20 protein-coding genes and 1 pseudogene are annotated in these 20,501 nt (G+C 51.2%); 5 read left to right on the plus strand and 16 right to left on the minus strand.

Features of this window, described 5'->3' with window-relative positions; genetic code table 11:
• The first annotated feature begins 177 nt into the window (after positions 1 to 177).
• Complete coding sequence (locus C2M34_RS08945) at positions 178 to 1,335, plus strand: DcaP family trimeric outer membrane transporter (RefSeq protein WP_105200866.1); 1,158 nt, start codon at positions 178 to 180, stop codon at positions 1,333 to 1,335.
• A gap of 129 nt (positions 1,336 to 1,464) precedes the next feature.
• On the opposite strand, the gene recA is transcribed toward C2M34_RS08945, so the two are convergent.
• Both recA and C2M34_RS08955 read right to left on the minus strand, forming a co-directional pair.
• Positions 1,465 to 2,514, minus strand: coding sequence for a recombinase RecA (recA, locus tag C2M34_RS08950; RefSeq protein WP_105190628.1), 1,050 nt, complete (start codon positions 2,512 to 2,514; stop codon positions 1,465 to 1,467).
• Positions 2,515 to 2,607: 93 nt separating this feature from the next.
• Positions 2,608 to 3,114 carry a CinA family protein gene (locus C2M34_RS08955; protein WP_105258570.1) on the minus strand — a complete coding sequence of 169 codons (507 nt, stop codon included), beginning with the start codon at positions 3,112 to 3,114 and terminating at the stop codon, positions 2,608 to 2,610.
• Between the two features lie 24 nt (positions 3,115 to 3,138).
• On the opposite strand from C2M34_RS08955, the gene mutS reads away from it, so the two are divergent.
• Positions 3,139 to 5,733 carry a DNA mismatch repair protein MutS gene (gene mutS, locus C2M34_RS08960; RefSeq protein ID WP_105258571.1) on the plus strand — a complete coding sequence of 865 codons (2,595 nt, stop codon included), beginning with the start codon at positions 3,139 to 3,141 and terminating at the stop codon, positions 5,731 to 5,733.
• 72 nt (positions 5,734 to 5,805) lie between these two features.
• Here the strand turns inward: mutS and rpoS are convergent, their stop codons facing one another.
• The 11 genes from rpoS to C2M34_RS09015 form a co-directional block, all read right to left on the minus strand.
• Positions 5,806 to 6,783 carry an RNA polymerase sigma factor RpoS gene (gene rpoS / locus C2M34_RS08965; protein ID WP_105258572.1) on the minus strand — a complete coding sequence of 326 codons (978 nt, stop codon included), beginning with the start codon at positions 6,781 to 6,783 and terminating at the stop codon, positions 5,806 to 5,808.
• A gap of 64 nt (positions 6,784 to 6,847) precedes the next feature.
• Entirely contained in the window at positions 6,848 to 7,669 is an 822-nt protein-coding gene (locus tag C2M34_RS08970) for a peptidoglycan DD-metalloendopeptidase family protein (RefSeq protein ID WP_105258573.1), read from the minus strand.
• 18 nt (positions 7,670 to 7,687) lie between these two features.
• The gene (locus C2M34_RS08975) at positions 7,688 to 8,266 is read right to left on the minus strand and encodes a YqaA family protein (protein WP_105213741.1); all 579 of its coding nucleotides are present in this window, start codon (positions 8,264 to 8,266) and stop codon (positions 7,688 to 7,690) included.
• Positions 8,267 to 8,275: 9 nt separating this feature from the next.
• Entirely contained in the window at positions 8,276 to 8,914 is a 639-nt protein-coding gene (locus C2M34_RS08980) for a protein-L-isoaspartate(D-aspartate) O-methyltransferase (RefSeq protein WP_105200801.1), read from the minus strand.
• Entirely contained in the window at positions 8,904 to 9,662 is a 759-nt protein-coding gene (surE, locus tag C2M34_RS08985; RefSeq protein ID WP_105200802.1) for a 5'/3'-nucleotidase SurE, read from the minus strand. The genes C2M34_RS08980 and surE overlap by 11 nt, the downstream gene beginning before the upstream one ends.
• The gene (truD, locus tag C2M34_RS08990; protein ID WP_105258574.1) at positions 9,640 to 10,746 is read right to left on the minus strand and encodes a tRNA pseudouridine(13) synthase TruD; all 1,107 of its coding nucleotides are present in this window, start codon (positions 10,744 to 10,746) and stop codon (positions 9,640 to 9,642) included. Before truD ends, surE begins: the two co-directional genes overlap by 23 nt.
• Positions 10,743 to 11,222 (minus strand): 2-C-methyl-D-erythritol 2,4-cyclodiphosphate synthase, encoded by a 480-nt coding sequence (gene ispF / locus C2M34_RS08995; protein WP_105200804.1) that lies wholly within the window; start codon positions 11,220 to 11,222, stop codon positions 10,743 to 10,745. Before ispF ends, truD begins: the two co-directional genes overlap by 4 nt.
• Positions 11,219 to 11,917, minus strand: a complete 699-nt coding sequence (gene ispD / locus C2M34_RS09000) for a 2-C-methyl-D-erythritol 4-phosphate cytidylyltransferase (RefSeq protein WP_105258575.1) — start codon at positions 11,915 to 11,917, stop codon at positions 11,219 to 11,221. Before ispD ends, ispF begins: the two co-directional genes overlap by 4 nt.
• Before the next feature lie 17 nt (positions 11,918 to 11,934).
• Positions 11,935 to 12,225, minus strand: a complete 291-nt coding sequence (gene ftsB / locus C2M34_RS09005) for a cell division protein FtsB (protein ID WP_105200806.1) — start codon at positions 12,223 to 12,225, stop codon at positions 11,935 to 11,937.
• Complete coding sequence (locus tag C2M34_RS09010; RefSeq protein ID WP_233999506.1) at positions 12,225 to 12,881, minus strand: hypothetical protein; 657 nt, start codon at positions 12,879 to 12,881, stop codon at positions 12,225 to 12,227. The genes ftsB and C2M34_RS09010 overlap by 1 nt, the downstream gene beginning before the upstream one ends.
• Positions 12,882 to 12,960: 79 nt before the next feature.
• A complete protein-coding gene (locus tag C2M34_RS09015; protein ID WP_105213745.1) occupies positions 12,961 to 13,437 on the minus strand; it encodes a DUF2947 family protein in 477 nt (158 codons plus the stop codon).
• A 141-nt stretch (positions 13,438 to 13,578) separates the two neighbouring features.
• Between C2M34_RS09015 and C2M34_RS09020 the strand changes: the two genes are divergently transcribed.
• Both C2M34_RS09020 and C2M34_RS09025 read left to right on the plus strand, forming a co-directional pair.
• Positions 13,579 to 14,424: an AAA family ATPase gene (locus tag C2M34_RS09020; RefSeq protein ID WP_105200809.1), complete on the plus strand. Its 846-nt coding sequence runs from the start codon at positions 13,579 to 13,581 to the stop codon at positions 14,422 to 14,424.
• Positions 14,424 to 15,622: pseudogene (locus C2M34_RS09025) on the plus strand (vWA domain-containing protein). Before C2M34_RS09020 ends, C2M34_RS09025 begins: the two are co-directional and overlap by 1 nt.
• Positions 15,623 to 15,624: 2 nt before the next feature.
• Here the strand turns inward: C2M34_RS09025 and C2M34_RS09030 are convergent.
• The 3 genes from C2M34_RS09030 to C2M34_RS09040 form a co-directional block, all read right to left on the minus strand.
• Positions 15,625 to 16,818, minus strand: a complete 1,194-nt coding sequence (locus C2M34_RS09030) for an NRAMP family divalent metal transporter (RefSeq protein ID WP_105258603.1) — start codon at positions 16,816 to 16,818, stop codon at positions 15,625 to 15,627.
• Positions 16,819 to 16,992: 174 nt separating this feature from the next.
• Positions 16,993 to 17,499: a DUF3087 domain-containing protein gene (locus tag C2M34_RS09035; protein ID WP_105213747.1), complete on the minus strand. Its 507-nt coding sequence runs from the start codon at positions 17,497 to 17,499 to the stop codon at positions 16,993 to 16,995.
• Positions 17,500 to 17,593: 94 nt separating this feature from the next.
• Positions 17,594 to 18,973 (minus strand): Na+/H+ antiporter NhaC family protein, encoded by a 1,380-nt coding sequence (locus C2M34_RS09040; RefSeq protein WP_105200811.1) that lies wholly within the window; start codon positions 18,971 to 18,973, stop codon positions 17,594 to 17,596.
• Positions 18,974 to 19,103: 130 nt separating this feature from the next.
• Between C2M34_RS09040 and lysA the strand changes: the two genes are divergently transcribed.
• Entirely contained in the window at positions 19,104 to 20,327 is a 1,224-nt protein-coding gene (gene lysA, locus C2M34_RS09045; protein WP_234398780.1) for a diaminopimelate decarboxylase, read from the plus strand.
• The last annotated feature ends 174 nt before the right edge of the window (positions 20,328 to 20,501 follow it).

The raw sequence follows: 20,501 nt of genomic DNA on the forward strand, positions 1-20,501 counted from the left end.
AAATGGCGCGAAATACTTAGTCAAATGAGCCCACAAGGGCGTCCTTAGCCTCGGGCTCTCTCAGATAAAAGGTCATCCTTTTCGCTCGCTATACCTTAGTCGTACGACCAATAGATAATTGCCTAAAAAGCCATCAAGGACCATTTTCTCTGAGCTAGCTTGCAACAGGATAAGATGATGACAACACAAAAATTAATGATGAAAACACTGACTGCACTTGCGGTATGTACGGCAATTGGCAGTGCCCAGGCTGCCACCATAGGCAATACAGAAGTCAGCTACGGCGGCTATATTAAGCTTGATGCCATGTGGAGCGACTACTCGGCTGGAACCATTTCCGGCGACAGCATTGGCCGCGACTTTTATGTGCCCAGCACCACGCCGGTTGGCGATGATGATGGCAGCGATGCGGTATTTGATATGCATGCGCGCCAATCCCGTTTTAACTTTGGTACCAGCACCAAACTAGACAACGGCAAGAACATAAATACCAAAATAGAGCTGGATTTTATTGCCTCTATTGGCGGTAACGAACGCGTTACCAACTCTTACTCTCCGCGTATTCGTCAGGCTTATATCACTTATGATGGCTGGCTCTTTGGTCAGGCTTGGTCAAACTTCCAAAACGTTTCTGCCCTACCGGAAACCCTGGATTTTGTTGGCCCGGCAGAAGGTACCGTGTTCGTACGTCAGGCGCAGGCACGCTACAGTATCGGTAACTGGGCCTTTTCCGTTGAAAACCCGGAAAGCACCATTACGGTTAACGGCGCCCGTGTCGAAACCGACGATGCCAGCCTACCGGATTTCACCGCCCGTTATAACCATAACGCCGATTGGGGCCAAATCGTGGTTACCGGCTTGGCTCGCCAGCTCACTTACAAGCAAGGCGGCGCCGACGAAGATGAAACCTCTTATGGTGTCAGTGTTTCCGGGCGTTATAACCTGGGTCAAGACAGCATTAAATTTATGCTGACCCATGGTAAGGGTCTGGGTCGCTATATTGGCTTAAACGTGGCCCATGGCGCCGTTTACGATGGTGATGGCTTGGATGCCATAGACTCTACCTCAGGCTTTATCGGCTATCAGCACCACTGGAACGAGCAACTGCGCTCTACCTTCCTATATTCTTTCTTTAGTGCCGATAACAATACCCACCTACTCGCGTATAGCGGCGACCCCACCGAAAGCAGCGTAAGCTACAGTGCTAACCTGCTGTACTCACCGGTGAAAAAACTCACCTTCGGGGTCGAGTTTAAGCATGCCGAGCGCGAAACCGAAAGTGGTGCAGATGGCGACTTAGACCGTCTGCAGTTCTCCGCCAAGTACGCATTTTAACTGCGTTCAGCATAGAGAAGCCGCCATTCCTTTATAAGGGAGGCGGCTTTTTTATTTTTCTAACGTCATAGAACAGGCATAAAAAAACCAGCCCTGGGGCTGGTTTTACTTACTCTTATTCTTTACGCCTTACTCGGCATCCACCTCTTCGGCAAGCGAGTTTACTTCACCCTCTTCCGGCTTAATGGTGGCCTTTAGCAACAGCATTTCACGTAGCTTGCCTTCGATCTCATTGGCGATCTCGACATTCTCTTTTAAGAACTTAATCGAGTTCGACTTACCCTGGCCTACTTTCGAGCCATTGTAGCTATACCAGGCACCTGATTTTTCAATCAACTTGTGCTTCACGCCCAGGTCGATAAGCTCACCTTCTTTAGAGATACCCTCACCATACATGATGATAAATTCGGCTTGCTTAAACGGCGGTGCTACCTTGTTCTTCACTACCTTAACGCGGGTTTCGTTACCTACTACTTCGTCACCGTCTTTTACCGAGCCGATGCGACGAATATCAAGGCGAACCGATGAATAAAACTTCAGCGCGTTACCACCTGTGGTGGTTTCCGGGTTGCCGAACATCACACCTATCTTCATACGGATTTGGTTGATGAAGATACACAAGGTGTTTGAACGCTTAATATTACCGGTGAGCTTACGCAATGCCTGTGACATCAAACGGGCCTGCAAACCAACGTGGCTGTCACCCATTTCACCTTCAATTTCTGCTTTTGGTGTTAGTGCGGCTACCGAGTCGACGATCACTACATCAACGGCGCCCGAACGTACCAGCATGTCACAAATTTCCAGCGCCTGCTCACCCGTGTCCGGCTGAGAAACAAGTAGCTCATCAACATTTACGCCTAGCTTCTCGGCATAAACCGGGTCAAGGGCGTGCTCGGCGTCAACGAAGGCACAAGTTTTACCCTGGCGCTGGGCTTGAGCAACAACCTGCAAGGTCAATGTGGTTTTACCCGATGATTCCGGACCATAAATTTCCACTACACGGCCGGTAGGCAGACCGCCAATACCCAAGGCAATATCAATACCCAGTGAACCGGTAGAAATGGCTTCAACGTCCAAAGCCTGGCTGTCGCCTAGCTTCATGATTGAGCCTTTACCAAATTGGCGCTCAATTTGTGAAAGCGCAGCGCTTAAGGCTTTTTGCTTGTTATCGTTCATTATTTTCTCCAAAATCATTGACCGCCAAGCTCATAATGCTTGGTATTAACGCTTGACTTAATGAACCTTAGTATACTGTATGAAATTACAGTATCAAGCAGATTCTAAAATTTTTACCACCATGCTCAGGGCGTGACTGATAGCCTGCTCGCGTACATAGGCGCGATCCCCCATAAAATAGCGCTCTTCGGTATAGACCTGCTGATCAAAGTACACGGCAAACCATACTAACCCCACCGGCTTATCTTCGCTGCCGCCATCCGGACCGGCAATGCCCGAGGTCACCACGGCGACATCCGCCTGTGCCGCATGGGCTGCGCCGCGGGCCATTTCCACCACAGTTTGTTCGCTGACGGCGCCAAATTGGGCCAGGGTTTGCGCTGATACACCCAGGCGCTCTTGCTTAGCCTCATTGCTGTAGGTCACCGCGGCTTCGGCAAAATAACGCGAGCTTCCAGGGGTGTCGGTAATGGCATAAGCAATACCGCCGCCGGTACAGGACTCAGCGGTAGTGATCATCATCTGCTTATCCGTTAAAATAACGCCCAGTTGCGCGGCAAGGGTTTGTGTATTGGCAGTAAACCTTTGTTGTAAGTTCATAACCATCCTTATTCGAGTGAGTGCATGTCGGCAAATCTCTATAGTGAAGATAATATAAAACAACAAACCCCCATGATGCAGCAATACTTGCGCATTAAGGCACAACATGCCGATATTTTACTTTTTTATCGCATGGGGGACTTCTATGAAGTGTTTTTCGATGATGCCATTCGCGCAGCAGAATTATTAGATATTTCGCAGACTTACCGAGGAAAAGCCGGTGGCGATCCAATCCCTATGGCGGGTGTACCCTATCATGCGGTAGAAAACTATCTGGCACGCCTGGTACAGCTTGGCGAATCCGTGGCCATTTGCGAGCAGGTTGGCGATCCGGCCACCAGCAAGGGCCCGGTTGAACGCAAGGTAGTGCGTATCGTCACCCCGGGCACGGTAACCGACGAAGCCCTGCTTAACGAGCGTCAGGACAACTTGCTGGTCAGTGTGTGCCAAGGCACTGGCGACTATTTTGGTGTGGCGTATCTGGATATTAATTCCGGACGTTTTAATATCGTCGAGTGTGCCGACGCCGACGCCTTTAAATCGACCCTGCAACGCCTTAACCCCGCTGAGCTGCTGTATTCGGAAAGCTTCAGCGATATCAGGCTTATTGAGCATATCAAGGGCATGCGCCGTCGCCCGGAATGGGAGTTCGACCTGGACACCGCCATCACTTCCCTGTGCCAGCAATTTGGCACCCAAGACCTGATTGGTTTTGGTGTTAATGATGCCAAACTGGGATTAGTGGCAGCCGGTTGCTTGCTGCAATACGTAAAAGACACCCAGCGCACCGCATTGCCCCATATCAATGCCATCAGCCTGGAGCAAGACAGTCAAGCCGTGGTGCTCGACAGCGCCACCCGAAAAAACCTCGAGCTCACCCAAAACCTTGGCGGTGGCATTGAAAACACCCTGGCGGCCGTTTTGGATAAAACCGCCACGCCCATGGGCTCGCGCCTGCTTAAGCGCCGTATTCATAACCCGATACGCTGCCGCGACGAGTTGAGCCAACGCCTTGATGCCATCGAAACCCTGATCGACCAGGGCTGGCACCTTGAGCTCCATCCCTTGCTGCGCAATGTCGGCGATATCGAGCGTATCGTAGCTCGCTTAGCATTGGGCAACGCCCGGCCCAGAGATCTGTCCCGTTTACGCGCGGCGCTGCAACAGTTGCCGGAATTAAAGGGCCTGCTCGGCACCGCCTCGCAACGACGTCTGGCACAAATCGCCAACGCCTGTGAGCCCAACGATGAGCTTTTGCACTTGCTTGAGCGCGCCATTATCGATAACCCGCCGGTGCTTATTCGCGACGGCGGCGTGATTGCCGAAGGCTATAACCAAGAGCTCGACCATTGGCGCAACCTCTCCCAAGGTGCCACCGATGTACTCGAAGCCATGGAAGAGCGTGAGCGCGAAGTTACTGGGATCAGCACCTTAAAAATCGGCTACAACAAGGTGCATGGCTTTTATATCGATATTAGCCGCGCCAACTCGCACCTGGTGCCGGCGCATTATATTCGCCGTCAAACCCTGAAAAACAACGAGCGCTATATTATTCCCGAGCTTAAAGAGCATGAGGACAAGGTGTTAGGCAGTCAGTCTCAGGCCCTGGCGCTGGAAAAGCAGCTTTATGAAGAGTTATTCACACTAATCGCCCCGCACTTGGAGCGCTTACAGCGTTTAGCGGCATCCCTAAGTGAGCTCGATGTACTCAATAACTTTGCCGAGCGGGCGCTGACCCTGAACTATTGCAAGCCGGCGCTTGATGAAGGCGATGCCATCAGCATTAGCGAAGGTCGCCACCCTGTGGTCGAGCAGGTGATGCGCGACCCCTTTATCGCCAACCCCATAGAACTTAATAATCAGCGTCGCATGTTGATGATAACTGGCCCAAATATGGGTGGTAAATCAACCTATATGCGCCAAACTGCTCTGATCGTGCTGATGGCTCATATCGGCTGTTATGTGCCCGCTGCGAGCGCTAATATAGGCACAGTAGACCGTATATTTACCCGTATCGGCGCCAGCGATGACCTGGCCTCCGGGCGCTCAACCTTTATGGTGGAGATGACGGAAACCGCCACCATTTTAAATAATGCCAGTCAGCATTCTCTGGTATTAATGGATGAAATTGGCCGCGGTACCAGCACCTATGACGGTCTCTCCCTGGCCTATGCCACGGCGGATTACCTGGCGCATAAGATCAATGCCAAAACCTTGTTCGCAACCCATTATTTTGAGCTCACCGAACTGGCGGAGCAGGAGTCGGGACTGGTCAATGTGCACCTAGATGCCATTGAGCACAACGACACCATAGCCTTTATGCATAAGGTATTGGAAGGGCCGGCCAGTAAGAGCTTCGGCCTGCAGGTGGCGGCTTTAGCCGGTGTGCCTAAGGCGGTGATCACCAACGCCAAACGCAAGCTTAAACAGCTGGAGCAGCAGCCGGCCTTAAACGCTAATGGCAATGGCCAAGCAAACGGCAATGGTGCAAATCAACTTGAGCTCTTACCCTCTGAGCCCGAGCCCAGCGCCCTCGAAGTGGCGCTTGGTGAGATCAATCCCGATGAGCTTACTCCTCGTCAGGCGTTAGATGCCCTGTATCATTTAAAGTCGCTGTAAAGTGACCATCTAAAAACACAAAAACGCCGCTAATTTAGCGGCGTTTTTTCTTATCTTAATAACTTAGGGAAGTTATATCTGTTCGAACAAGCTTTCGGTATTCAGCCCTTCATGTTGCAGCATGTCTTTAAGACGGCGCAGCGCTTCTACCTGAATTTGCCGTACCCGCTCACGGGTCAGGCCAATTTCACGGCCTACATCTTCTAATGTAGAAGGCTCATAGCCCAGTAAACCGAAGCGACGTGCTAACACTTCCCTTTGCTTCGGGTTTAGCTCATCGAGCCAGTGCACAATATGACTGTTAATATCGTTATTCTGCACTTCCCCTTCTGGGCCGCGGCCCTTTTCATCGGCAATGATATCGAGCAATGCCTTGTCATTATCGCCCCCGATCGGGGTGTCGACGGAAGAAATTTTTTCGTTCAAACGCAACATCTTAGTTACGTCTTCCACCGGTTTATCCAAACGCTCGGCTATTTCTTCGGCGGTCGGCTCGTGGTCCAATTGCTGCGTTAACTCGCGGGCGGTGCGTAAGTAGACGTTAAGTTCTTTAACTACGTGAATAGGTAGGCGTATGGTGCGGGTTTGATTCATGATCGCCCGCTCTATGGTTTGGCGTATCCACCAGGTGGCATAGGTTGAAAAGCGAAAACCCCGTTCTGGGTCAAACTTTTCCACCGCTCGGATCAGACCCAGGTTACCCTCTTCAATCAGAGCCAGTAATGCCAGGCCGCGATTGTTGTAACGGCGGGCGATTTTTACTACCAGCCTCAAGTTACTTTCGATCATGCGTTTGCGTGATGCTTCACAACCGCGCAGCGCCTTGCGGGCAAAATAGACTTCTTCTTCGGCGCTTAGCAGCGGCGAGAAACCAATTTCACCTAAATATAATTGCGTGGCGTCGAGGTTTTTGACATTGTCGTCTTTGGCAAACAATTCATCGTCACTATCGTCCTCAACCTCCTCAAGAAGCTCCTCTTTTGGCTCATCAAGAACGTCCGAATCATTGCTATTGTCATGCGTACTTTCTAGTTTTACAGTTTGACCCATCAGAATACCCTCCCGTGTAATTCAGATATATCCTTACACTAAATTACTCTTATTGCCCGTCGCGCTAGGGTAAAAAATTTGCCGGATTGACCGCCTTACCTCTATACCGTATTTCAAACCTAAGTGCAGTGATAGAAGATTCAGTACTGCCCATTTCCGCTATTTTTTGCCCAGCTTTGACATCCTGTTTTTCTTTTACTAGTAAACGCGAGTTGTGCGCATAGGCGCTAAGATAATCATCATTATGTTTCACTATGATTAAATTACCGTATCCCCTGAGCGCGTCCCCAGCGTAAACAACCACACCGTCTGCCGCTGCCGAGATAGCCGTTCCTGTTTTGTTCGCTATTTGCAATCCCTTGAAGCCATTCTCACGGTTGGAGAAACCTTGCGTTACTTTCCCCTGGGTGGGCCATTTCCACTTTAGTTTGTTAGCAACTCCTGATGATTTGCTAACATTTTTTTTACTAGTTGCATTTTGAACATACTCCCGTTGCACTGGCTTAGCAACCTCTTTCTTGAAATTTCCGCCTGTTTTTTGTCTTGTTTCTCTAGGCTTTTTACTCGAATTAAGGTATCTTTCCTGCTTTTTCTTTTTTAGCCACTGTGATTCTAGGTAAATGAGTTGATTGGGATAAATGGTATAGGGAGGTTTAATGCCGTTTATTTGCGCGACTTCGCGAACGTCCTTTTTTGCACTAAACGCAATAGAGTAGAGGGTATCGCCTTTTTGCACCCGGTAATGCTCACCGGTTATATGAATTTTACGTGTCACTTTGGCCTGACCAGTTTCCAGGGAGGAAACTGGTGCCGGCCCAGTACGGGAGGTGCAGGCGCTGATAACAAAAGAAACCAGCAGTAATAAACTGGTGTTTTTGAAACTCATGCAGCGCCCTTCCATTAGCTAGCGGAGCACTAAATATAAAACGATTGCCAGGCCCACGACAAGCCAGCCTAGAACTTCCACATACTGGCGCAACTTTTCTTCCATGCGTGCGCCGCCCCATTTCATCAGCGCTGCCACCAGGAAGAAACGCGCTCCACGACCTATGGCCGAGGCCAGTAAAAAAGGCAAAAATGCCATCTGCAACAGGCCTGCGCCTATGGTAAAGACCTTATAGGGAATGGGCGAGAAACCGGCGATAAACACCACCCAGATGCCGTATTCCTTAAACCAGGCCAGGGCATGATCAAACTTATCCTGCCAACCCATGGAAGCAATCAAGGGCTCAACAACAGGCTCAAAAAGCCAATATCCCAGGGCATACCCTAGGATGCCACCGATCACTGACGCCAAGGTAGTCAACAAAGCAAAGCGCCAGGCCGAACCAGGTTTGGCCAAGCACATGGGGGCCAACATAACATCCGGTGGGACGGGGAAAATAACAGATTCGGCAAAACTCATTCCGGCAAGATAACGCTCAGCATGGCGATGTCTTGCCCAACGCAGCGCGGCGTCGTACAAAGCAGTAAAGAGGCGCAAAGAATATCCTTAAATTATATCGCCAGGCACCAAGGGTACGAAACGTACATGGGCTATGACTTGTTGTTTAAACTCATTTTCGCAGCGAGTATACAGCATCAATTTTTGCTCTGCATCGCCAATGGGAATTATCATGACCCCGCCTTCATCGAGCTGCTCCAGCAACTGCTGCGGCACGCTTTTCGCCGCGGCGGTGACGATAATACCCTGAAACGGCGCTTGCGAGGCCCAGCCTTTCCAGCCATCGCCATGTTTCATGGTCACATTATACAAGTCGAGCTGATGTAAGCGTCGTTTCGCCTGCCATTGCAGGGCCTTGATGCGCTCAACCGAGTACACCTTATCGAACAACTGCGCCAATATGGCGCTTTGATAGCCCGAGCCGGTGCCAATTTCCAGTACCTTATCGCGCACCCCGTGCTGGCGTAATACCTGAGTCATCAGCGCCACAATATAAGGCTGAGAAATGGTTTGCCCCTGGCCGATAGGTAGGGCGGTATTTTGATAGGCCTTATGTTGCAATACATCATCGATAAACAAATGGCGCGGCGTTTTTGCCATCGCCTCTAACACTTGCTCATCGCTAATGCCTTCCTGAGCCAGCAGCTTGACCAAAGAGCCGGCGCTACGCTGATAATTAGTGATCATTTTCCAGCTCCGCTAACCAATGCTGTAAAGGGGCAATGCTTTCTTTAGCTGTCATGTCTACGCTCAAGGGCGTAACCGAGGCATAGCCTTGGCGAATGGCCGCAAAATCCGTGCCCTCACCGGCATCAAGCTCAGGCCCAAGAGAACCATACCAATACACGACACGACCCCAAGGGTCACGCTGTACTGTCATGGTTTCGGCCTTATGTCTGGCGCCCAAGCGGGTGACCTTAACGCCCTTGAGTTCGTCGTAAGGGACATCGGGAACATTGATGTTGATGATTTGGTCATTGGGTAAGGGGTGACTTCTCAACTTGGTGATTATATCCACCGTCACCTTAGCGGCAGTTTCAAAGTGTTTGCAATCATGGCCGACCAGGGACACGGCGATGGCGGGCAGACCCATATGGCGCCCTTCGGTAGCGGCGGCTACCGTGCCCGAATACAGGGTGTCATCCCCTAAATTGGCACCATGATTAATGCCGGCCACCACTAGATCCGGCTGCTCAGGCAAGAGCGCATTGAGGGCCACATGAACGCAATCAGTGGGGGTACCATTGACACTGATAAAGCCATTCTCTAATTTTTGCGCCCGCAATGGATTCATTAATGTGAGCGAGTTACTGGCGCCGCTGCAATTGCGATCCGGGGCGACCACATCGACGCTGGCAATCTCCTTTAAGGCCCGATGCAGGGCCGCTATGCCCTTGGCATGTACGCCATCATCATTGCTCAGCAATATCTTCATCATGACTCCTTGCAATACTGTTTTCGCACTGGCGGTAATCCACCAATTCTCGTAACAACGCAGTGGCAAAACACCCTTTTTTCAGTGAAAAGCTCAATTCAATCGAATCGCTCGTGGGCATTTTTACCTGTAAGTTTTCCGGATATAAGCGCAACATGCGGCGCTCGGTTTTTAAACCTATCTCCGCCAAACCCTGACACCAGTCATGATAAGGCTGCAACCAATGTTGCTCTTCTTCAACCAAGCCCTTATCGCCCTTACCCACCAGGGGCGCCGACAACTCGATGTCACCTTCCACCAATCGGGTAATGTTATCCGGGGTGATGGCATCGGTAAAAAATGCGTTGCTGCCACTGAGCATAAAGACTTCATGTTGCAGGGTTTTGGCAAGACCATGCTCAGCCACACGCAGGCTGACTATCTGGTTAAAAATATAAGAGCGGGCGGCAGAGATCACCATAGACCTTAGTTTACGATCGCGGATTTGCTCGCCGGCAAACATACGCTCGGCCATCACCAGGTTATGGCCATCGTGACCAAAGCGTTGCTCGCCAAAGTAATTAGGCACTCCTTGGCGCACCGCATTGATACGACTGAGCACAGCCAGTGGCTCGCTCACCTCACGCAGCACTATGGTAAAACGGTTGCCCTTATGGCATCCGGTACGCAGCTTGCGACCATGGCGCACTTGCTTGGCAACAAAAATTTGCTCGTCGTTGAGGGCGCTAAAGTCGAGCTCCTGTTTAATGGGCACGGGCACGCTAAACCATTGTGAACACACACCTTGGCGGTCTTTTTGTCCGGCGTAGCTGACCTCACGCGGCGCTACCTTGGCAAATTTCGCGATTTTCTTGGCTACATTGACGGTATTGATACCGCGCTTGATCACATGCAAACACACGTGCTCGCCACTGCCATCAAGCTCAAAGCCCAGCTCTTCATCAACCATAAAGTCTTCCGGCAGGCGCTTAAATACCGCCTTGGCGGTAGGCTTGCCGTATAAATACTGCAGCGAGGCTAATGGCTCTTGTGTGCGCTCCGCTGCTGGCGCTTTTTGCCTAGGTGCTGAAGGCTCTTGCTTCATGGTTGCTGCACCAAAAGCGCTACCGCGTGGGCGGCAATACCCTCTTTACGTCCGGTAAACCCGAGCTTTTCAGTGGTGGTGGCTTTGACATTAACCTGATCTAAACTGACCGCCAGATCCGCCGCCAGGCAAGCGCGCATGGCATCAATATGCGGGCGCATTTTTGGCGCTTGCGCCACTATGGTAAGGTCGACATTCGCCACTACAAAGGCGCGATCATGCACCTCGGCCATGACTCGGCGCAGCAGAATACGGCTGTCGATGCCGGCAAATTCTTCGCTGGTATCGGGAAAATGCTTGCCTATATCGCCCATTGCCATGGCGCCAAGCAAGGCATCACACAAGGCATGAATAGCCACATCACCATCTGAGTGGGCGATAAAGCCTTGTTCATAATCGACCTTTACGCCGCCGATAGTAAGCGGCCCATGACCGCCAAAACTATGTACGTCAAAACCATGGCCTATTCGAATCATAAAATCTCCGTCATTTGTTGCCCTAACAGGAAGTCGGCAAGTTGCAGATCTTCTGGGGTGGTCAACTTAAAATTGTCGCTGCGACCGGCGATTAAACGCACCGGGTGCCCAGCCCATTCCATCGCTGATGCCTCATCGGTAATGGTAGCGCCACAGGCTAAGGCATCACGCAAGGCCTGGCGCAATTGGGCATAAGGGAAAAACTGAGGGGTCAGCGCCTGATAAAGATACTCGCGCTCTATGGTTTGCTGCACATGACTGTCACCGCGCTTTATGGTGTCGCGCACCTTGGCGGCCAGTATGCCGCCCTCGCCATGGTGCTGGCACTCATTTATTAAACGTTCGATATCGGCGGGGCTCACCAAGGGCCTAGCGGCGTCATGCACTAGCACCCACTGGGGTGGATTTGCTTCAAGGGCATCAAGGGCGGCAAGCACGGAATCGGCGCGCTCTTTGCCACCAATTACGGTATGCACAAATTGGGAGTCTATAGGCAGCTCGGCGAAATACTCGTCATTGGCGCCTATGGCCACGGTAATACTCTTTACCGCCGCCACCTGGGCGAGCTTATTCAGGCTGTGCTCCAGCACGGTTTTGCCCTGTAATTGCAAGTACTGCTTAGGGCGTTGAGATTGCATCCGCGCGCCAACTCCGGCGGCGGGCACTATGGCAATAATGCCGTGATTTTCACTCATATAACTACTTTGCGTTATTATTTTGACTCAGATTGTTTACTCGGTAACACCCGATAAAACACTTCTCCGGGCTTGATCATACCCAGCTCATGGCGGGCACGCTCTTCCACCCCTTCCAAGTCCAGTTTTAAATCTTGTATATCGGCTTCGAGTAACTTGTTACGCTTATTTAATTGCTGATTCGTTTGCTCATGATTGGCCACCGCCTTGGTTAAACGGCTATAGTCTTCGATGCCGTTGTGACCAAACCACAACAAGTATTGCAGATACAGCAACAATGCCAACAAACCTAATTGGAATAATCGCATTAGCTTTCCTTCATCGGCAGTGGTTGCTTAAAGTTTTTCCAGTTAATTCGTGTTGTTAATAGCATTTCTCTTAGACTCAAAGTCCGTGGTGAGGTCACCTTAAATTGTTGCCAACGATGACCACAACAAGCCGGGGTAAAATGTTTTTTACTGGGTACCAGTAACTGCACGTCCTGGGCCGAGCTTAATCGCGTGTCGCGATATTGGCCGTCAAGATCAAACCAGCCCGCCTGATTACAATGCAAGCGGTTGCTGCTAACTTGATCTAGGGTGTCGAGCATCACAAATTGCAATCGCCCCTGCGTAACCAGTAATGGTACTAAAATACCGACTTCGGCATAAGCGCTAAAGAAGGCTAAATTAGCCGATTTATCGCTTTGTGGCGGTTTACTCGCCTGTTTGGCTATCCAACTGCCATTTTGCCCATCCAAGGTTAACGGGCAATGACCATGAACTATATGAAAGGCGGCGCGTTCCACGTAATAAGGCAGACTGTCGAGCAAACGGGCCAAGCGTGTGCCATCGCCTTGATGCGTTAATTGCTGACTTATGCGGTGCAACTCGCGAGCGTAGAAGGCATTGCACAATTCGGCATACAGCACTCGCTGTTGATCGAGTGCAAATAAATCTGCTTGCTGCGATGGTTGTTGCCGCACATTGCCTCCCACTGGTTGTGCTTAAGTTTATACCATAGTTGCGCAAAATTTGAGAAGCGCAATGGGGAGGCTCTATAAATTACCCTGGCTGTTGGCCCAGGCGGGCAAAACCCGACTCTAAAAACTGCACCACCTGCGGGCGTTTTTTACCAATTAAGAAGCTGCCATCGGCTAAGAACATAAAGTTCTGCCAGTGTTGCTTAAACACATCGAAACGAGTTTCGATGACCTCGTCACGACTAATACAGAAATACACGGTAGTGTTATCCTGCCAGTCCAGGTGAGCCAGGATCCCCTCGGGAATAGCGTCACCGGCTTCAAACGCCCGCTCCCAAAACACGTCTTCATGGGGCCAGTGCTGCGCCTGTTTGACCCAATCGGCGTCGGTGAAAAAGTCCGGGTGATCTTTGTCTCGGCTGATAAAAGTGGTCCACAACACCGCCGCACGGGTGGCGGTCATGGGTTTGATCTGCGCCAATTGTGGCGCCGGAATTAAAAGTTCTTGGTGTCGAAACACCCACGCCTTGGCGTAGTCATCCAAAGGAAGATAGTTCATTCGTGCTTATGCCTGCTGCACTCGTTTAATGGGAGCATTATACGCATCTCATGCGGCGCTGTCACAAGCCGACTTGGTAGTAAATGCCAACTATGGCAGACTAGGCTAATTCGATGTCTGACCAGTGTTAGGAATTTCCACGTGCATTTTGATTCAACCGACCATTATATTGCCAGTAGCGCCCTGAAACAGGCGGTCAATGCCGCCATCGCCTTAGAAAAACCGCTTTTGATAAAAGGTGAACCCGGCACGGGGAAGACCCTGTTAGCCGAAGAGCTGGCGAAAAGTATCGGCAGCGAACTGATCCAATGGCATATCAAGTCCACCACCAAAGCCCAGCAAGGTCTGTATGAGTACGATGCGGTGTCGCGCCTGCGCGACTCACAACTGGGCGACGAGCGCGTGCATGATATCGGCAATTACATAGTTAAAGGCAAGCTGTGGCAGGCCTTTGGCGCCAAGGAGAACGAGCCGCGTCCGGTGCTGCTGATAGACGAAATAGACAAGGCCGATATCGAATTCCCCAACGACCTCTTGTTAGAGCTCGATAAAATGGAGTTCTTCGTTTATGAGACCGGTGAGCGCGTCCGTGCCGAGCAACGTCCGATAGTGATCATTACCTCAAACAACGAAAAAGAACTGCCGGATGCCTTTTTGCGCCGCTGTTTCTTCCATTACATCGATTTTCCCAGCGCCGAGGAAATGCACAAAATCGTCGCCGTACACTACCCGGATATCAAACAAAAGCTCTTGCGTGAAGCCTTAGAGGTCTTCTTTGGTTTGCGTCAGGTCGACGGACTGAAGAAAAAGCCCTCCACCAGCGAGCTGTTGGACTGGCTTAAGCTCTTGATGGCCGAAGACATAGCGCCCGAGGTTTTACATGGCAGCGCCACTAAAGGCGGACTTATGCCGCTCTTTGGTGCTCTATTGAAAAATGAGCAAGACGTTTCCTTGATTGAAAAACTGGCCTTTATGAGTCGCCGCTAATGCTCATCGAGTTTTTCTTCACCTTAAGAAAATACCGCCTGCCGGTAAGCCTGCGAGAGTTGCTCGACCTCATTGGTGCATTACAGGCCGGGGTGGTGTTTGCCGACAGCGAAGCCTTTTATCATCTCGCCCGTACCATAATGGTGAAGGATGAAACTCATTTTGACCGCTTCGACAAGGCCTTCGCCGATTACTTTTGTGGCATTGAGGATATCGACCTGCTTGACGCCTTAAAGGCGCAATACCAGATCCCCGAGGACTGGATGCGCAAGGAGTTTGAAAAACAGCTGAGCGCCGAAGAGAAACGCCAACTCGAGGCCATGGGCGGCCTCGAAAAGCTGATGGAAGAACTTAGAAAGCGCTTCGAAGAGCAACAAAAACGCCATGCCGGCGGCAATAAATGGATAGGCACAGGCGGCACCTCGCCCTTTGGCGCCTATGGCTATAACCCGGAGGGAGTGCGAATCGGTCAACCCGGCTCGCGCCAACGCCGCGCCGTTAAGGTGTGGGATAAACGCCAGTACCGTAACCTCGACAGCGAGGCCGATATCAGCTCGCGGACCATGAAACTGGCACTGAAAAAACTGCGCCGCTTTGCCCGCAGCGGAGCCAGCGATACCCTGGACTTAGGCGCCACCATTGCCGCCACCGCCAAACAAGGGGGTATGCTGGATGTGAAAATGGCACCGGAGCGCCATAATGCCGTCAATGTGATCATGTTGTTCGATATCGGTGGCTCCATGGACGACCATATTCAACTGTGCGAGCAGTTATTTAGCGCCGCCCATGGCGAGTTTAAACACCTGGAGTTTTTCTATTTCCATAACTGTGTTTACGAGCAGGTATGGCAGGATAACGCCCGACGCTATGACCAGAAGATTGACACCCACAGCCTGATGCAGCGTTTTGGCCGCGATTACAAGGTTATCTTTGTCGGCGATGCCACCATGGGGCCTTACGAAATCGCCTACCCCGGTGGCAGTGTGGAGCATTGGAATGAGGAGCCCGGCGCCGCCTGGCTGCAGCGCATCACCCAGCATTTCGATAAGGTGGTATGGCTGAATCCACACCACAGACGCATTGGCGCTACTATCATTCCATCGAGATGATCGACCAGTTAATGGCCAAGGGCGAACAAAGCCGTATGTTTCCCCTGACCCTGGATGGCATCAGCGCAGCAATAAAAATGCTGACCTAGATTTATCCCCAGCGCTGCCAAATCTGCAGGCCGATAAACCCAAGGCTAAAGCCGACTAGGTATATCAATCCCAACCAGGTTAACAGCCGCAACCACAGCGGCTGTTTAATCTTGGTTTGGCGCACCAGGCGCATATTCAACCAGGCAAATACCGGCGTGGTTAAAAATGCTAGGGTCATGGCAAAAGTCAGCATCTCTTTCAAATTGCTTTTGAAAAACAGGATCACCGCCATCCCCGCCACCGCCTGCATGATCAGCCAGGTATTTAAATGCTTTGGCAACGACCAGTTTGGCATCAGCTTGGTGCCGGTATACAAGGTCCGCGCATAGCCATCGAGTACAGTTAACGAAGTCCCCAGCATACATAAAAAGGCCACGGTAGCGATAAGCCAACGCGACCACTCGCCCATGGTATTGGTGTACATATCGATCAGCTGCTGGGCAAAGGCCACCCCGGCTAGGGCTATTTGCGTATTGCCGCCATACTGGATGAGCACTCCTAGGGAGCAAAACACCAGTGCCAGTAATGCGGTGACGATAAAGCCAAAGTTAAAATCGAACAGCCCTGCCTTTAGAGGCACCTCGGTTTGCTGTCGCTTCGCCTGCAACCACAAAGAGCTCGCCACGGAAATTTCAATCGGCGCCGGCATCCAGCCCATTAAGACCACGATAAAACTTAAGGCCGTCAGCGACAGCAGGTCGGGCGGGGTGAAATCAGCGGCCGCATTCATGGGCACACCACCGCTTTTAAGCAAGGCTATCACTAGCGCGGCTATGGTACTGATGGCCAGCACCGCCATAATCCACTTGGCAGCACTGTCGAGGGCCTGATAATGCCCAAGAACCAAGAGGGTCAGGCAAAAAAGCAGAATAATGATGCACAGCACCGTCATGCTAAGGGCACCACCGACCACATAATGCAACAGCGCCGCAGTCAACAACAGCACCCCTGCGGTATTGACTATGGCGGCGATAATATTGAGGGCAAAAAAGCAGTAAAAATACCAGGGACCCTGGCTCTTATAACCGGCCACCAGGTTATTGCCTGTGACTAATGTGTATTCAACACCGAAACGGAAAAACGGATACTTCAGTAGGTTTACGGCCAGGATAAGCCCTATCATTTGCCAACCGAATAAGGCTCCGGCCTGAGTTGAAGCCACCAGATGCGAACCGCCGATTGCTGCGGTCGCCATTAAAATGCCTGGCCCTAAGGCCTTGAGATACTGCCAATACTGCACTGGAACACTCTTTATAATTGTTATATTGAGTCCCAGACTAGGGGAGATGGCGGGTGTTTTCAACCGCCTTATTGCGCGCCTTAGGCAAGGCGCCCGTCTGTACAGGCGCACTCTACCCTTACATGTGGATTACAGCTGTTTAAGGTACTCGCTCTGATAACGGCTGGCGTCGGCTTCGACATTGTAACGCTCGGCCAGGGTATCGAGCTGAGCCTGGGAGATGGCCAATTCATCCATGGTGATGGTGTTATCATCAAGCTGCCATAACTGCCTTGAACCGGCGTAATTAAATTGCAGCGCATGCATGGCCTGCACATCGCCCTGCTCCGCCGCCGCCTTAATCTTGCGCAGCTTGCGAGTGATCTGATTAAGTGCCTGCTTCAAGCGCCATACATACACCACCTCGGTCATAAAGGGATGATGCTCGACACGTTTAAGAGCAAAACCTATGGCGATACAGCTGACCACAACACCCAGCAGGTTCCAATGGAAATGGCTGCCACTGTCGCTTGGCAGGGCAAGGATCAACAACCGGGCGATACCTAAACTCCCCACTACTAAGGCTGCGATACAGGCGACTATCACTATATTAAGATGTTTGCGGTAGCGGGTTTTATCTATCTGTTCCAAGGTCATGCTGGGCACCCTAATGAAAATAAAAAACGGGGGCATTATACCCCCGCCTGTTGGCAATAAATAGCGCTATGTTAACGCCGACTTAGCCTGTCTCTTAAAGTATTGCCAGGCTCACCAGGAAGTAGGCAACCAGGGTTAAAGCACCGCCCACCAGGGCATAAGGCATCTGGGTTTTAACATGGGTAAGCAAGTCACAGCCGGAGGCAATGGCCGACACAGCACTGGTATCTGAGATTGGCGAGCAGTGATCACCGAATACACCGCCACCCAAAATAGCACCGAGCACCAGCGCAGGAGGTAACCCCAGGGCCTGAATTAAGGGCACACCAATGGGGATCAAAATAGCAAAGGTGCCCCAGGAGGTACCCGTGGTAAAGGAGATCACCGCACCGGTTAAAAACAGCATGGGCACCACCAAGGTGATAGGTAAGTAATCACCCACCAGGGAGGCCACAAAAACGCCGGTTCCCAGCTCTTTCAGGCTGGCGCCCAAGGTCATGGATAACAAGACTATGGCCACCAGAGGCAATAACTCCCCCATGCCCTTAAAGCCCATTTCAACCAATTTATGGTGGCTGAAAAGCTTGCTGGCACTCAGCAGGAAATAGGCCACAACACAGGATAAGATGGTGGCGTAAAGTACCGACTTAGAGCCACTGCCGGAGGCGATATCACCATTGCCGGTCCAGAACATAAAGCCGACCATGGACACCACCAGGGTCAATAAAGGCACCAACATAAAGCGGGCCTTGGTGCCCTTGTCGGCCTCGGTGGGCACATTCACTTCCAAACGTTCCAGCTTTTGCTCCGCTTCCTTCATAGGACCATGCACCTTATCAAAGGCGATGGTGTAGGCGACGATCAGCAAGGCGATAATCGCATAAAAGTTATAGGCAACACTGCCCCATAAAATACTGACCGCCGATTGCTCCAATTCATAGTTGCTCAACAGCCCGAGCACATAGGCGCCCCAACCATTAAGCAGAATCAGGATACATACGGGGGCACTGGTACTGTCGATAATATAGGCCAAACGGGCACGGCTCATTTTAAACTTATCGAAAAGACCGCGCGAAAGAATACCCGCGGTCAACACACTTAGGTTGGACTCGATAAACACGGCTATGCCGGAAAACATGGTTAAAAAACCCACCTGGCGCTTTGACTTGGCCACGCCCTTGCCGATTAACATGTTCACGGTTGCGGCCACGCCGCCGGACTCGCGAATATAAGCGAGCAGCGCGCCTATAAGCACACTAAAGAGAATGACTCGGCTGTTACCCGGCGACGATGCCGTCGCGACCACACGCTCTATGGTATTGATAAAGGTATAGAATAAGGTATTACCCTCGCCACTTATCGCCAGTAAAAACTCGGATGTTGCCACGGCCAACAACAGAGCCATGATCACTTCTTTACGCCAAAAGACGATTGCAATTGCTACCAGCGGCGGCAAAATGGAATACCAAGACATGGTGTTATCCTTGTTATTATAAAGCTTGAATAGTCTTGCAAATGAGCATAGATTATTCAATTAGTTTTCATTCAACTGTAATTTTTTAGTTATGCAGCCACTTCCCTACTTTCCTTATGTGGATCAGCACATGCAGGTTGAAGATGTTACCATCGGCGAGCTTGCCAAACACATCCCCACCCCATTTTACTGTTACTCGGCTGCGGCTATTGCCAGTAATTATCAGCGCTACAGCGATGCGTTTGCAGGACTGGATAGCTTAATTTGTTATGCCGTAAAAGCCAACTCCAATCAGGCAATTTTAGCCACCTTGGCGCAATTGGGTGCCGGTGCCGATACTGTTTCCGAAGGCGAGATCCGCCGCGCGCTGGCCGCCGGCATTAAGGCGGAGAAAATCGTCTTCGCCGGTGTGGGTAAAAGCGAGCAGGAAATCCGCTATGCCCTGGCCCAGGGCATTTTGCAGTTTAATGTTGAGTCCGAGCCGGAATTAGAGCGCATCAGTGCCCTGGCGGTGGAAATGAATACCACAGCACGCATCTCCATTCGCGTGAACCCGGACGTTGAGGCCAAAACCCATGCCAAGATCACCACGGGTCTGGCGGAGAATAAGTTCGGCATTAATATCGATTTGGCGCCCGAGCTTTATCTTAAAGCGGCGTCTTTACCGGGTATAGAAGTGACAGGTGTGGATGTGCATATTGGCTCCCAGCTGATTAACCTGGAGCCCTTTGCCGCCGCCTTTGCCAAGGTTGCGGAGCTAGTAAGCGCCCTCAAAGCACAAGGTATCACCATTAAAATCATAGATATAGGTGGTGGTTTAGGCATTAATTATGGCGAGCACAGCGATGAGCCGGACATCCGCACCTATGCCGAGCATGCCAAACAGCACCTTGGCCACCTTGGTTGCAAAATCATAGTCGAGCCTGGGCGTTCCATGGTCGGCAATGCCGGCGTCCTGGTCTCTCGGGTGGAATACGTGAAAACCGGGCAAGAGCGCACCTTCTTGATCCTCGATGCGGCCATGAATGACTTGATCCGCCCGAGCATGTACGACGCCTACCACCATATTGCTACCGTGGAGCAAAAGCCCAGCCAAGCGGTTTATGACATAGTCGGCCCGGTATGCGAAACCGGCGACACCTTCGCCAAAAACCGCTCCCTCGGCGAATGTGAACAAGGCGATCTAGTCGCCATTATGGGCGCCGGAGCCTACGGCGCCGTGATGGCGTCACATTACAACTCCCGCCTTAATGCCCCCGAGGTACTGGTGAAAGGCAGCCAATACAGTATTATTCGCGAGCGTATTGACTTTGATGCCCTGCTTGCCATGGACACCCTGCCAGCCTGGCTTTGATAGGTTGGCCAAGTCCTCTTGGCCAACCTTTACTATTCCTTTCATATAGATACTTAGCCTTACCCCATACCTGCAAGCAAGAATTCGCCCGCTGTATGGTGCTCATTTCGCGTCGTTATATTCATATTTTATTTTTAATAATAAGAATAACATGAAAAAAATATTCTTGATTAA

Source organism: Pseudoalteromonas sp. T1lg88, from assembly GCF_002964765.1.
Taxonomy (GTDB): Bacteria; Pseudomonadota; Gammaproteobacteria; order Enterobacterales; family Alteromonadaceae; genus Pseudoalteromonas.

Coding starts and splice junctions, on each gene's coding strand:
- C2M34_RS09035 (WP_105213747.1), bottom strand. CDS start 17,499: ATGACCTTGGAACAGATAGATAAAACCCGCTACCGCAAACATCTTAAT.
- lysA (WP_234398780.1), top strand. CDS start 19,104: ATGCAGGTTGAAGATGTTACCATCGGCGAGCTTGCCAAACACATCCCC.
- C2M34_RS09040 (WP_105200811.1), bottom strand. CDS start 18,973: ATGTCTTGGTATTCCATTTTGCCGCCGCTGGTAGCAATTGCAATCGTC.
- recA (WP_105190628.1), bottom strand. CDS start 2,514: ATGAACGATAACAAGCAAAAAGCCTTAAGCGCTGCGCTTTCACAAATT.
- ispD (WP_105258575.1), bottom strand. CDS start 11,917: ATGAGTGAAAATCACGGCATTATTGCCATAGTGCCCGCCGCCGGAGTT.
- C2M34_RS08945 (WP_105200866.1), top strand. CDS start 178: ATGACAACACAAAAATTAATGATGAAAACACTGACTGCACTTGCGGTA.
- C2M34_RS08955 (WP_105258570.1), bottom strand. CDS start 3,114: ATGAACTTACAACAAAGGTTTACTGCCAATACACAAACCCTTGCCGCG.
- truD (WP_105258574.1), bottom strand. CDS start 10,746: ATGAAGCAAGAGCCTTCAGCACCTAGGCAAAAAGCGCCAGCAGCGGAG.
- C2M34_RS08980 (WP_105200801.1), bottom strand. CDS start 8,914: ATGATCACTAATTATCAGCGTAGCGCCGGCTCTTTGGTCAAGCTGCTG.
- rpoS (WP_105258572.1), bottom strand. CDS start 6,783: ATGGGTCAAACTGTAAAACTAGAAAGTACGCATGACAATAGCAATGAT.
- C2M34_RS08970 (WP_105258573.1), bottom strand. CDS start 7,669: ATGAGTTTCAAAAACACCAGTTTATTACTGCTGGTTTCTTTTGTTATC.
- ftsB (WP_105200806.1), bottom strand. CDS start 12,225: ATGCGATTATTCCAATTAGGTTTGTTGGCATTGTTGCTGTATCTGCAA.
- mutS (WP_105258571.1), top strand. CDS start 3,139: ATGTCGGCAAATCTCTATAGTGAAGATAATATAAAACAACAAACCCCC.
- ispF (WP_105200804.1), bottom strand. CDS start 11,222: ATGATTCGAATAGGCCATGGTTTTGACGTACATAGTTTTGGCGGTCAT.
- surE (WP_105200802.1), bottom strand. CDS start 9,662: ATGAAGATATTGCTGAGCAATGATGATGGCGTACATGCCAAGGGCATA.
- C2M34_RS09015 (WP_105213745.1), bottom strand. CDS start 13,437: ATGAACTATCTTCCTTTGGATGACTACGCCAAGGCGTGGGTGTTTCGA.
- C2M34_RS09030 (WP_105258603.1), bottom strand. CDS start 16,818: ATGGCGACCGCAGCAATCGGCGGTTCGCATCTGGTGGCTTCAACTCAG.